This is a genomic window from Streptomyces qinglanensis, from assembly GCF_900111245.1.
Lineage (GTDB): Bacteria > Actinomycetota > Actinomycetes > Streptomycetales > Streptomycetaceae > Streptomyces > Streptomyces qinglanensis.
Window position 1 is genome coordinate 134521 of record NZ_FOGO01000003.1, and the last position, 11791, is coordinate 146311.

Annotated in this window: 9 protein-coding genes; 8 read left to right on the forward strand and 1 reads right to left on the reverse strand. The window is 71.3% G+C overall.

Translation table 11 applies throughout. The annotated features are described in order from the left end of the window. Nucleotides 1-30 precede the first annotated feature (30 nt). The 6 genes from BMX65_RS07700 (at nucleotide 31) to BMX65_RS07725 (ending at nucleotide 7562) form a co-directional block, all read left to right on the forward strand. Nucleotides 31-1326, forward strand: coding sequence for an ABC transporter substrate-binding protein (locus BMX65_RS07700; protein WP_074999408.1), 1296 nt, complete (start codon nucleotides 31-33; stop codon nucleotides 1324-1326). Nucleotides 1327-1541: 215 nt separating this feature from the next. Continuing rightward, nucleotides 1542-3212 carry a glycoside hydrolase family 13 protein gene (locus tag BMX65_RS07705; protein WP_074999409.1) on the forward strand — a complete coding sequence of 557 codons (1671 nt, stop codon included), beginning with the start codon at nucleotides 1542-1544 and terminating at the stop codon, nucleotides 3210-3212. Then, nucleotides 3209-4543 (forward strand): ABC transporter substrate-binding protein, encoded by a 1335-nt coding sequence (locus BMX65_RS07710; RefSeq protein WP_074999410.1) that lies wholly within the window; start codon nucleotides 3209-3211, stop codon nucleotides 4541-4543. The genes BMX65_RS07705 and BMX65_RS07710 overlap by 4 nt, the downstream gene beginning before the upstream one ends. A 7-nt stretch (nucleotides 4544-4550) precedes the next feature. After that, nucleotides 4551-5945 carry an ABC transporter permease gene (locus BMX65_RS07715; RefSeq protein WP_074999411.1) on the forward strand — a complete coding sequence of 465 codons (1395 nt, stop codon included), beginning with the start codon at nucleotides 4551-4553 and terminating at the stop codon, nucleotides 5943-5945. Beyond that, nucleotides 5942-6832 (forward strand): carbohydrate ABC transporter permease, encoded by an 891-nt coding sequence (locus BMX65_RS07720; protein ID WP_074999412.1) that lies wholly within the window; start codon nucleotides 5942-5944, stop codon nucleotides 6830-6832. The genes BMX65_RS07715 and BMX65_RS07720 overlap by 4 nt, the downstream gene beginning before the upstream one ends. Before the next feature lie 184 nt (nucleotides 6833-7016). Next, complete coding sequence (locus BMX65_RS07725) at nucleotides 7017-7562, forward strand: GNAT family N-acetyltransferase (RefSeq protein ID WP_074999413.1); 546 nt, start codon at nucleotides 7017-7019, stop codon at nucleotides 7560-7562. A gap of 104 nt (nucleotides 7563-7666) precedes the next feature. Here BMX65_RS07725 and BMX65_RS07730 read toward each other — a convergent pair whose 3' ends face one another. Next, a complete protein-coding gene (locus BMX65_RS07730; protein ID WP_107437424.1) occupies nucleotides 7667-8770 on the reverse strand; it encodes a chitinase in 1104 nt (367 codons plus the stop codon). A 211-nt stretch (nucleotides 8771-8981) separates the two neighbouring features. Here BMX65_RS07730 and BMX65_RS07735 point away from each other — a divergent pair, with 211 nt between their 5' ends. After that, nucleotides 8982-10100 (forward strand): hypothetical protein, encoded by a 1119-nt coding sequence (locus tag BMX65_RS07735; protein ID WP_239501908.1) that lies wholly within the window; start codon nucleotides 8982-8984, stop codon nucleotides 10098-10100. 105 nt (nucleotides 10101-10205) lie between these two features. After that, a complete protein-coding gene (locus tag BMX65_RS07740) occupies nucleotides 10206-11717 on the forward strand; it encodes an MFS transporter (protein ID WP_074999415.1) in 1512 nt (503 codons plus the stop codon). Nucleotides 11718-11791: the final 74 nt, after the last annotated feature.

The window sequence follows — 11791 nt, forward strand, 5'->3', positions numbered from 1 at the left end:
GGTCGGCGCCGGTGCGCCAGGGAGGAACCTATGCGGTGGAGGCGAGCCGCGGGTAGGGGGCTCCTGGCTGCGGTGCTGGTCCTCGCGGGCTACACGGGGGCGGGCGCCCGGGCCGGCGATCCGGCGGTCGGCGCCTCCGGGTCGGGCTCCGCGGCGGACCGCGGCCCGCTGACGCTGGTGACGGGCGGGGATCTGACCGGCTATCTGCGCGGGGTCCTGGACGACTGGAACCGCGAGCATCCGGCCGAGAAGGTCACCCTGGTCGAGCTGCCGGAGGGTGCGGACGAGGTCCGCGCGCAGATGGCGACGAGCCTGCGGTCCGGCAGCGACCGGTACGACGTGCTCAACATCGATGTCGCCTGGACCTCCGAGTTCGCCGCCGCGGGCTGGATCGCCCCGCTCGACTCCGACCGCTTCCCGCTCGAGCGCTTCCTGCCGCCCGTGGTGGACACCGCCACCTTCGGCGGGCGGCTGCACGCGCTGCCGTACGTGACCAACGCGGGGCTGCTCTACTACCGCAAGGACATCCTGGAGCGGGAGGGCGAGGCGCCGCCGCGCACCTGGGCCGAGCTGGAGCGGCTCGCGAAGACGGTGGCGCCGAAGTACGGACTGGACGGCTACGCGGGGCAGTTCCTGCCCTACGAGGGGCTCACGGTCAACGCGGTCGAGGCCGTGCGGTCGGCGGGCGGCTCCTTCCTCGCGGACGAGGGGGAGCGGGTCACGGTGGACTCCCCCGCCGCCCGGGTCGGTATCGGCTTCCTGGCCCGGGGTGTGCGGGAGGGGTGGATTCCGAGGGAGGCGCTCACCTACAAGGAGGAGGAGTCCCGCCGCGCCTTCCAGGACGGGAAGCTGCTCTTCCTGCGCAACTGGCCTTATGTGCACAAGACGGCCGCCGGCGCCGATTCGAAGGTCGCCGGGAAGTTCGGGGTGGTGCCGTTGCCCGGGCCCGACGGGCCGGCGGCGGGGGTGCTGGGCGGCTCCAACCTCGCGGTCAACGCACACTCCCGGCACAAGGAATCGGCTGCGGCGCTGCTGAGCTATCTGAGCAGCGAAAAGGTCCAGCGACGGGTGCTCACCGAGGGGGCACTGCCGCCGGTGTGGGCGGACCTCTACACCGATCCCACGCTGGTGCGCCGGTATCCGTATCTGCCGACGCTCCGCAAGAGCGTGCTCGCGGCCCAGCCGCGGCCCAAGAGCCCCCGGTACGAGCAGGTGAATCTGGCGGTGCAGGCCGTCGTGCACGACGCGATGGCGCAGCGGGTGTCGCCCGAGCAGGCGGTGGCCCGGCTGGAGCGGGAGCTCGAGGCGATCGTCCGCCGCGGCTGAACATCCGCATCGCAGTCCTCCCTGTCCTCCCTTTGCTGCTCAGTCCCCCCTTTGCTACCTACGTGTTCAGTAGCACCACGCCCGGGAATCCTTGGGCATATCTGGGCAATTCCCCTATGTTACCGCAGAGTTTCGCGTCAACTCATTGACACCTGTTCGACATGGCTACATAACATGCATGCATAACGTGCGATCAACGAGAACAGGCGCCACGCATGCACATAGCCACGGCCACCACGTCCCGGCGCTGGTGGCGCGATGCGGTGATCTACCAGGTCTACGTCCGCAGCTTCCTCGACAGCACCGGGGACGGCGTCGGAGACCTCGCCGGGGTCCGCGCCGGACTCCCGTACCTCAAGAAGCTGGGCGTGGACGGGGTCTGGCTCAGCCCCTTCTATCCCTCGCCGCACCACGACCACGGGTACGACGTCGCCGACTACCGCGATGTGGACCCGCTCTTCGGCGACCTGCAGGAGTTCGACCTCCTGGTCGCGGACGCCCACCGGCTCGGCGTGCGCATCGTCCTCGACATCGTCCCCAACCACTGCTCCAGCCGGCACCCCTGGTTCCGCGCCGCGCTCGCGGACCGCCCCGGCGGAGACGACCGCGCCCGCTTCCACTTCGCCGACGGGCGCGGACCGGACGGCGCACTGCCGCCCAACAACTGGCGCGCCATGTTCGGCGGCCCCGCCTGGTCCCGGGTGACCGAACCGGACGGCCGACCCGGCCAGTGGTACCTGCACCTGTTCACTCCCGACCAGCCCGACCTCAACTGGCGCGATCCGCGGGTCGGCAGCGAGTTCACCGACGTGCTGCGCTTCTGGCTGGACCGCGGCGTCGACGGCTTCCGCATCGATGTCGCAGCGGGACTCTTCAAGCACCCCGCACTCCCCGACTCCCCCGACCCCGAGGCCGACGAGCGCGCCCGCGACTCGGTCAACCCCCTGGCCTGGAACCAGCCCGAGGTGCACCAGGTGTGGCGCGACTGGCGTGCGGTGTGCGACGAGTACGCCGCACGCGACGGGGCCGACCGGCTGCTGGTCGGCGAGGTGTCGGTGCCGACCGCCCGCGAGCACGCCGAGTACGTCCGCGCGGACGAACTGCACCAGGCGTTCTTCTTCGACCTGCTCAGTGCCGAATGGGACGTGGACGCCTTCCGGAAGGCCATCTCCGAGGCGCTCACCGACATCGCGGGCACCGGCTCCACCGTCACCTGGGTGCTCAACAACCACGACCAGGTCAGGACGGTCACCCGGTACGCCGGGGAGAACACCACCGTCGGTCCCGCCCGCGCCCGGGCCGCCGCGCTGCTGATGCTGGCGCTGCCCGGTGCCGCCTACATCTACCAGGGCGAGGAGCTGGGCCTGCCGGAGGTGGTCGACCTGCCCGACGAGGTGCTCACCGACCCCATCTACCTCAGGACCGGCAGCCGCCGGCACATCCGGGACGGCTGCCGGGTGCCGCTGCCCTGGTCCGGGCACGCCTCGCCGTTCGGCTTCACCACCACCGACAGCACGGCCCGGCCCTGGCTGCCGCAGCCCGAGTGGTTCGCCGAGCACGCCACCGAGCGGGCACTCGCCGACACCCGCTCCTTCTGGCACCTCTACCGGGACGGGCTGCAACTGCGCCGCAGTCTGCCGCAGCTCGGCGAGGGAAGCCTGCGCTGGCTGGAGACCGAACCCCAGGTCCTGGCCTTCGTACGCGGCGACGGCCTGGTCTGCGCGGTCAACTTCGGCCTCGACCCGGTACCGGCGCCCGTCACCGGAACTCCCCTGCTCGCCAGCGGGGACTGCCCACCAGGACTCCTTCCCGGCTCCACCACCGCCTGGTGGATCAGCGATCTGCCCGACCACTCCGCCGACTCCCCGAAGGGAAACACACCATGAGCAGCACCCGCACCAGACGACGGACAGCGACGGCCACCGCCGCGGCGCTCGGCCTCGCCCTCACCGCGACCGCCTGCGGCGGCAGCGACGACAGCTCCGGCTCGGGCTCGCAGGAGCTGAAGGGCCAGACGGTCACGGTCGCCGGGGTGTGGACCGGCACCGAGCAGAAGAACTTCAAGAAGGTGCTGGACGCCTTCTCCGAGAAGACCGGCGCCACCACGAAGTTCATCTCCACCGGCGACAACGTCTCCACCGTCGTCGGCAGCAAGATCGAGGGCGGGAACGCGCCCGACGTGGTGATGGTGCCGCAGCCCGGCGTGCTCAAGCAGTTCGCTGGCAAGGGCTGGCTCCAGCCGCTGTCGGCCAAGGTCCGGGACACGGCCGAGAGCAACTTCGCACCGGTGTGGCAGGACTACGGCACCATCGGCGACAAGTACTACGGCCTCTACTTCAAGGCTTCCAACAAGTCGACGGTCTGGTACAGCCCCGACGCCCTCTCGCAGGCCGGCGTCCAGCCCCCGAAGAGCTGGGACGCGATGCTCAAGGCCGGGCGGACGGTCTCCGACTCCGGACTGCCGGCCTTCTCCGTCGCCGGTGAGGACGGCTGGACCCTCACCGACTGGTTCGAGAACATCTACCTCTCCCAGGCCGGACCCGAGAACTACGACAAGCTCGCGGCGCACAAGATCGCCTGGACCGACCCGAGCGTGGTCAAGGCCCTGACCACCCTCTCCGAGCTGTTCGAGGACAAGAAGCTGGTCGCCGGCGGCGGCAAGGGCGCGCTGCGCACCACCTTCCCCGAGTCCGTCGAGCAGGTCTTCGGCGACGACCCCAAGGCCGGAATGGTCTACGAGGGCGACTTCGTGGGCGCCACCATCTCCGGCGACCTGAAGAAGAAGGTCGGCGAGGACGCGAAGTTCTTCCCCTTCCCCGCGGTGGCGGACGGGAAGCCGCCGGTGGTCGGCGGCGGTGACGCGGCCACGGTCCTCAAGTCCGGCAAGCACCGCAAGGCCGGGATGAAGCTCGTGGAGTTCCTCGCGACGCCCGAGGCCGCCGAGATCTGGGCCGGGGCCGGGGGCTTCCTCTCCCCCAACAAGAGTGTGAAGCCCGAGGCGTACCAGGACGACGTCACCCGCAAGACCGCCGACTCGCTGATCAAGGCGGGGAACGCGGTCCGGTTCGACATGTCCGACCAGGCCCCGGCCGCCTTCGGCGGCACCGCCGGCACCGGCGAGTGGAAGCTGCTGCAGGACTTCCTGCGCGACCCGTCCGACCCCAAGGGCACGGCCCGCAAGCTCGAGGCCGCCGCGGCCAAGGCGTACAAGGACTGAGGACCGGATGCCAGCCACTCCTGTGCAGGCCCCCGACCGCCCGGCACCGCAGCCGGGCGGGCCGGGGCCGGCCGCCGGCGGACCGAAGGACAGCCCGCGCCGCCGGGCCGCGCGCCGCCGACGCCTGATCGCCCTGCTCTTCCTGCTCCCCGCGCTGCTGCTGCTCGGGGCCCTCGTCGCGTACCCGATCCTCTTCACGGTCGGGCGCAGCCTCTTCGACGCCTCGGGCACGCGCTTCGTCGGCGCGGAGAACTACACGGAGATGTTCCGTGACCCGGCCACGCTCAAGGCGATACGCAACACCACCGTCTGGGTCGTCGTCGCCCCGCTGCTGCTGACCGGGCTCGGTCTGATCCTCGCCGTGCTGACCGAGAAGATCCGCTGGGCCACCGCGTTCAAGCTGGTGCTGTTCATGCCGATGGCGATCTCCTTCCTCGCCGCGGGCATCATCTTCCGCGTCGTCTACGAGCAGGACCCCGACCGGGGTGTGCTGAACGCGGTCGCCGTCGGTGTGCACGACTCCTTCGACGAGAGCGCCAGCTACCCGACCGCGCGCCCCAAGGACGCCACCGTGCTGGCCAAGGGCAAGGGAGGTGCGTACACGACCAAGGACAAGGCGGCGCCCGGCAACACGGTCAACCTCGGCCTGGTCGGCGTCCCGCCCAAGGACCTGCCCAAGGACGCGGAGCCCGCGCGCGCCGCCTCGAAGGCCACCGCCGGCGGCGCCGAGCTGCGCGGCGTGGTCTGGGTGGACTTCACCCTCGGCGGCGGTGGCAAGCCGGGACAGGTGGACCCGAAGGAGAAGGGACTGCCGCAACTGGCGGTGGAGGCCGTCGACGCGGACGGGAAGGCCGTGGCCGAGACGACCACCGCGGCCGACGGCTCCTACCGCTTCGAGGGCCTGTCGGCCGGCGACTACGCCGTCCGGCTGCCCGCGAAGAACTTCGCCGAGCCCTACGGGGGCGTGGAGTGGCTCGGTCCCACTCTCATCACCCCGGCGATCATCGGCGCCTATCTGTGGATCTGGACGGGCTTCGCGCTGGTGCTGATCGGGGCCGGGCTCTCCGCCATGCCGCGGGACGTGATCGAGGCCGCCAAGATCGACGGCGCGAACGAGTGGCAGATCTTCCGCAGGATCACCGTGCCACTGCTGGCCCCCGTGCTCGGAGTGGTCTTCGTGACCCAGGTGATCAATGTGATGAAGGTCTTCGACCTCGTCTACATCATCGCCCCCGGTCCGGTGCAGCAGGACGCCAACGTCCTGGCGCTGCAGATGTGGCTGGTGTCCTTCGGCGGCGGCAACAACCAGGGCCTGGGAAGTGCGCTCGGCGTCCTGCTGCTGCTCCTGGTGGTGCCCGCCATGATCCTCAACATCCGACGCTTCCGCAGGAGCAATTCATGACCGCCCTCCCCACCTCGGCTCCCACCAGGCCCGAGCGGGCACGGCCGGTCGCCTGGCTGCTGCGGCAACTGAGCCGCGGCCTGGTGCAGTTCCTCCTCGTGGTCGTCGGACTGCTGTGGCTCACCCCGGCCTTCGGGCTCTTCATCGGCTCTCTGCGGCCGGACGAGGACAACGCGGCCAGCGGCTGGTGGAACGCGCTCACCGACCCCGGCAGCCTGTCCTTCGAGGGCTACAGCGCGCTGCTGGAGAACTCGGGCATCGTCGACTCCTTCTGGAACACCGTCCTGATCTCGGTGCCCGCCACGGTCACCGTCGTGGTGGTCGCGGCGCTGGCCGGATACGCCTTCGCCTGGCTGGAGTTCCCCGGCCGGGACGCGATCTTCCTGGTCGTGGTGGGCATGCTCGTGGTGCCCGTCCAGGTCGGCCTGCTGCCGGTGGCCAAGATGTTCGGCGCGGTGGGGCTCTTCGGCACGATCCCGGGCGTGGTCCTCTTCCACGTCGCCTACGGGCTGCCGTTCGCCGTCTTCCTGCTGCGGAACTACTTCGCCGAGATCCCCCGCGAGATGCTGGAGGCCGCCCGGATGGACGGCGGCAGCGAGTGGCGGATCTTCGTCCGGCTGGTGCTCCCGCTGGGGCGCCCGGCGATCGCGTCCCTCGCGATCTTCCAGTTCCTGTGGGTGTGGAACGACATGCTGGTGTCGCTGATCTTCGCCGACAGCCAGTCGCAGCCGCTGACAGTGGCCCTGCAGTCGGAGATGCGGCAGTTCGGCAGCAACATCGGCGTGCTGGCGCCCGGCGCCTTCCTGTCCCTCGTCGTGCCGGTGGCGGTCTTCTTCGCCTTCCAGCGGCACTTCGTCCAGGGGGTCATGGCGGGCTCGGTGAAGTGACCCGCGGATGAGCGGAACCGCGTCGGCCGGACAGCGGAAGCGACACCAGGCCGACCGGTTGTCGCCCCGGAACCGTGCCGCCCCGCAGCCCGGCCAGTGCCCGCCACTGGTCGGGCCGGACCTTGTGCAGGGGTACGGATCTTCTCGGTTGCTGCCGCACTGTCCGCTCGGGTAGGAAGCTCCTGTGCTGAGAGGACGAACGATCGGGCTCAGGGCCCGGCACGAGGAAGACATACCGGTCCTGCGGACCGAGCTCTACGACGACGTGGTCAACGCGGTGCGGGCGGAGGGCGGACCGTGGCGGCCGCTCACACCCGGCACCAAGGACCCGCGGCTCGTGGTGGACGACACCGCGCAGGGCTGGGTCCAGTTCTCCGTGGTGGAGCTGGAGGGCGGCACCCTCATCGGCACCGCGACACTGTGGGACATCGACACCCACCACCGGTCCGCGCACATCGGCCTGGGGCTGCTGCCGTCCGCGCGCGGCAAGGGCTACGGCACCGACGTGGTCGCGACGCTGTGCCACTACGGCTTCGTCGTGCGCAGCCTGCGGCGGCTGCAGGTCGAGACACTCTCGGACAACACCGCGATGCTGCGCTCCGCCGAGCGCAACGGCTTCGTCCGCGAGGGCGTGCTGCGCTCGTCGGCCTGGGTGCTGGGCGAGTTCCTGGACGAGGTGGTGCTCGGGCTCCTCGTCGAGGAGTGGAAGGCGGAACCGGAGAGCCGCTAGGGGCCACCGGATCCCTGCCGGCCGGCAGAGACGGCCGGCAGGGATCGGGACTGCTCTCCGGTGCGGCCCGGTCCGCCCGGGCCGCCGGAGCGCCGGTCGGTCCGTCAACGGCCCTGGAGCGCCCTGACGTTGTCGCCGAAGGTCCAGTTCTTCGAGCCGTCCCAGTTCAGGGACCAGGTCATCAGGCCCTTGAGCCGGCCGTCGTAGTGGTTCCACGCCTGGGCGACCTGGGACGGCGTCATGTGGCCGCCACCCGCGCCGGGCTGCGCGGGGAGGCCGGGGACCTGCTTGTCGTAGGGCACGCGGATCGTGGTGCCCTGGATCACCAGACCCTGGTCGAGGCAGTCGGTCTGCGCGGTGAAGCCCCGCACGGTGCCCGCGGAGTAGGAGTCTCCGCTGCAGCCGTACATGCTGCCGTTGTAGTACTGCATGTTCAGCCACCACAGGCGGCCGTTGTCGGCGTACTTCTTGACGATCGGCAGGTACGCGCCCCAGATCGAGCCGTAGACGACGCTGCCGCCGGTGACATACGCCGTCTCGGGCGCCATCGTCAGGCCGAACTGCGGCGGCATCCGGTCCAGGACGCCGTCGATGATGTGGACGAGGTTGGCCTGCGAGGTCGAGAGCCTGTTGATGTCCCCGCTGCCGGTGAGGCCGGTCTCGATGTCGATGTCGATGCCGTCGAAGTTGTACTTCCTCAGGATCGGCACGAGGGTCTCGACGAACCGGTCGGCGACGGCGCGCGAGCTGAGGTCGATGCCCGCCGTGGCGCCGCCGATGGACATCAGCAGCGTCTGCCCCTGGGCCTTGGCCTGGCACATCTCGGCCGGGGTCGCGACCTTGACGGTGGAGTCCATGCCGTCCTCCCACAGCACCGTGCCGTCCGAACGGATGACGGGGAAGGCCGCGTTGAGGACGTTGTAGCCGTGGGAGCGGATCCGGGAGTCGGTGACGGGAGTCCAGCCGAAGGGCGGATGGACGCCGTTGGCGGCGCCGTCCCAGTTCTCCCAGTAGCCCTGGAGGACCTTGCCGGACGGCTTGCCCTGCACCGGGCAGGTCTCGGCGGCCCGGCCGTCCGGTGCTGCGGGGTGCGGGCGTTCGGCCGCGTGCGGGGCCGCGGCGGTGAGGAGTTGGACGACACAGGCGAGCACGACGCCGATACCGAGCAGGTACCAGGGGCGTCGTCTTCGCTCGGATGTTGCGTGCATGGCGTGTTCCCTCCGCCTGGTGTGGGGTTCCCCAAGAGTTCAGCGGTCCAGACCATCCGTCAATAGGTCTGGACCACAAGTCTCGGAGCGCGGAGCGCTTTTCCTCTCCCGCCCGGAGAACCGTTCGCCGCTCACCCGCATCGAACACACCAGGCGCTGATCCCGGTCCTCGGGCAGCGGATGCGGACAGAGCAGCGAAGTGGCGGTGGACGTGAACAACGGAACGACGGACGGCAAATGGGCGGCGAGCCGTGAGCAGGCGAACGGGGACGGCGCGGGGCACGGGCCGCGATGCGGCGTGCTGCGGACGGCGTCCGTCGCCCTGCGCGGCGACGGACGCCGCTTGTTCGGCCTGGCGGCGCGGGCGGCCGGACTGGCAGCGCTGGGCGGCCTGCTGGTCACGGCCCTCGGCTTCCTGGTCGCCTGGCCCGCGTTCACCGAGATGCGCCGGGGAGCGATCGCGGCCCGCCGCATGGAGGACTCCTACGCTCCGTCCGGACTCCTGGTCCAGGACCTGTGGCTGATCACCCTGGCCGGACTGCCGTTCCTGGTGCTGCTGCTGCACCTGGGCTGCGCGGCCGTGCAGACCGCCGCCTCTCGGGCGGTGGCCGACCGGGAGGACGGCCACCGCCCGGAAGGCGCCCGCGGACGCGCCGGCTCCCCCGCCACGGACGTCTCCGCGCACCCGGCCGGCGGGCGGGAGCGCGGACGGTTCGGCGCGGTGCTGGGGTCGTATCTGCTGCGCGCAGCGGGCGTATGGGCACCGCTGGTGACCGGAATCCTGGTGTCCGAGTACTTCACCACCACCCTGTTCAGGGAGTACACGGCGCTCGTCCCCAAGTGGGAATACCCCACCCGGTTCGCGCTGCTGCACGACGGCGCGCCCCTGCTGGGCCTGGCGATCACGCTGGTACTCCGGTTCGGCTGGGCCCTGGCTCCGGCGGCGGCGGCCGCGGAGCACCTGGGCCCGCTGCGCTCGCTGCGCCGGTCCTGGTCGCTGGTGTGGGGCGGGGCCACCGCCTGGCTGCGCACCCTGGCCGCCGCGCTGCCCCTGGGAGCGCTCACCGTCGGCGCGTACCTCCTGCTGCACGCCGCCGCCCGGCCGCTGCGCCCGGGTGCTTCGGCCCTCTTCCTGGCATGGGGCACGGACAACACCTACACCGCCTACTGCGTCGGGATCCTCGCCCCGATCGCCGCCGCGCTGCTGCTGACCGGGGTGCTGACCCTGCCGCCGGCCCATGTCGTGCTGGCCGCGCTCCGCGACCGGCTCGCCCGGGAACGGGAGCGGCGGGCCCGGGGTGCTGCGGCCACCGGCGCCGGCCGGGCGTGAGACCGCGTCCCGGTACGTCCGCACGGGACACGCCGGAGGCCGTGCACCGCCGCCCGGCCGCTGCTGCGGATGCGGAATGCACCTCTGAATGGTTGTCTGAGGCTTATGTCCGATGCGCGGGTGCAGCCGAGTGGAGACCAGGCACCCGACCCGGTGGACCCGCACCGGTGGTGGGCCCTGATCGTCATCGGGATCGCCCAGCTCATGGTCGTGCTCGACGCGACGATCGTGAACGTCGCGCTGCCCTCCGCGCAGCGCGAGCTGCACATGTCGGACAACAACCGCCAGTGGGTCATCACGGCCTACACACTCGCCTTCGGCGGGCTGCTCCTGCTCGGCGGGCGGGTGGCCGACCTGGTGGGCCGCAAGCGCACCTTCGTCATCGGGCTGATCGGCTTCGCCGTCGCGTCCGGCCTCGGGGGTGCCGCGGGCAGCTCCGGAATGCTCTTCGGCGCCCGCGCGCTGCAGGGCGTCTTCGCCGCGCTGCTGGCCCCCTCCGCGCTCTCCCTGCTGTCGACGACGTTCACCGACCCCCGGGAGCGGAGCAGGGCGTTCGGCGTGTACGGCGCCATCGCCGGGGCCGGGGCTGCGATCGGCCTGCTGATGGGGGGAATCCTCACCGAGTACCTGGACTGGCGCTGGTGCCTGTACGTGAACATCCTGTTCGCCGGGGCCGCGGTGCTGGGCGCGCTGACGCTGCTGCACGACCGTCCCGGACACGCGGAGGCACGGCTCGATCTTCCCGGTGTGGTGCTGGGCTGCGGGGGCCTGCTCGCACTCGTCTACGGCGTCAGCGAAGCCGAACCCCGCGGCTGGGGCAGCGCGATGGTGCTGGGGCTGCTGGGCGGCAGCGCGCTGCTGCTGGCCGCCTTCGTACTGTGGCAGGGCCGGGCACGTACCCCGCTGCTGCCGCTGCACATCGTCCGGGACCGCAACCGTGCCGGCAGCTTCCTCACCATGGGCATGGCCACCTTGGGGATGTTCGGGGTGTTCCTGTTCCTGACCTACTACATGCAGGGCATCCTCGGCTACTCGCCGCTGCGCACCGGGCTGGCCTACCTGCCGATCAGCGGCGCGATCATCCTCGGCTCCACCCAGATCTCGGCCCGGTTGCTGCCGCTGATCCCGCCCCGGCTGCTCATGGCGCCGGGCATGCTGCTGGCGGCGGCGGGCATGGCCGTGCTGACCCAGTTGGACACCGACTCCTCGTACGTGAGCCATCTGCTCCCCGCCGAACTGCTCCTGGGCCTGGGGCTGGGCTGCACCTTCATGCCGGTCATCTCCACGGCGACGCAGGGCGTGGCCGCCTACGACTCCGGGGTCACCTCGGCCACCGTCAACACCGCGCAACAGGTGGGCGGGTCCATCGGCACCGCGCTGCTCAACACCGTGGCGACCAGCGTCACCAGCCACTACGTCCGCGACCACCTGCACGATCCGCGGATGCGCCGGACGGTGGTCCGGGAGGGCGTGGTGCACGGTTTCACCACCGCGACCTGGGTGGCGGTGGGCGTGATGCTGCTCGGCGCGCTGCTCGCCGCGGTGCTCGTGAACATGCGGCCCATCAGGGCCGAGCCCGCAGCACCGGCAGCCCCCGCCCCGGCCGCGGAGAGCTGAGCGCTCGCGCGACCGGGGCGGGGGCGACGCCCCGGGGTACCCGACGGCAGGCGGGGAGACGTCGGCCCCGGGGC